Origin of the sequence: Halomonas borealis (assembly GCF_004798905.1) — a bacterium.
GTDB lineage: Bacteria > Pseudomonadota > Gammaproteobacteria > Pseudomonadales > Halomonadaceae > Halomonas > Halomonas borealis.
This window is the reverse complement of sequence record NZ_SDMO01000052.1, coordinates 1-285: the sequence shown is the minus strand read 5'-3', so window position 1 is coordinate 285 and position 285 is coordinate 1. Positions and strand designations below refer to the sequence as shown.

The window sequence follows — 285 nt, the reverse complement described above, 5'->3', positions numbered from 1 at the left end:
GAGTATGGGTGGAAAAATGCCTTTTAATGATAAGTCAGCGCCAGATGATATCAAAGCGACATTTGGTATATCTAAAGGACAATTTAAAAAAGCGCTTGGCGGTTTGATGAAGAATAAAAAAATTAAACAAAGTCCAGAAGGTACAGAGCTCATTTGATAAAAACACTAAAAAGTTGGATTCATCCAGCTTTTTTTTCCCATAAATAAAAGCCGTTTGGAATTTAAAGAAAAATATAATTGCATGATAGAGTGAGTTTTGTTATAATATCTTCAACTAAGAATAAC

General features: G+C 31.2%; 1 pseudogene. It reads left to right on the top strand.

The annotated features are described in order from the left end of the window. Positions 1-157, top strand: a pseudogene (locus ETC07_RS16140) (GntR family transcriptional regulator); the annotation flags it as partial. Positions 158-285: the final 128 nt, after the last annotated feature.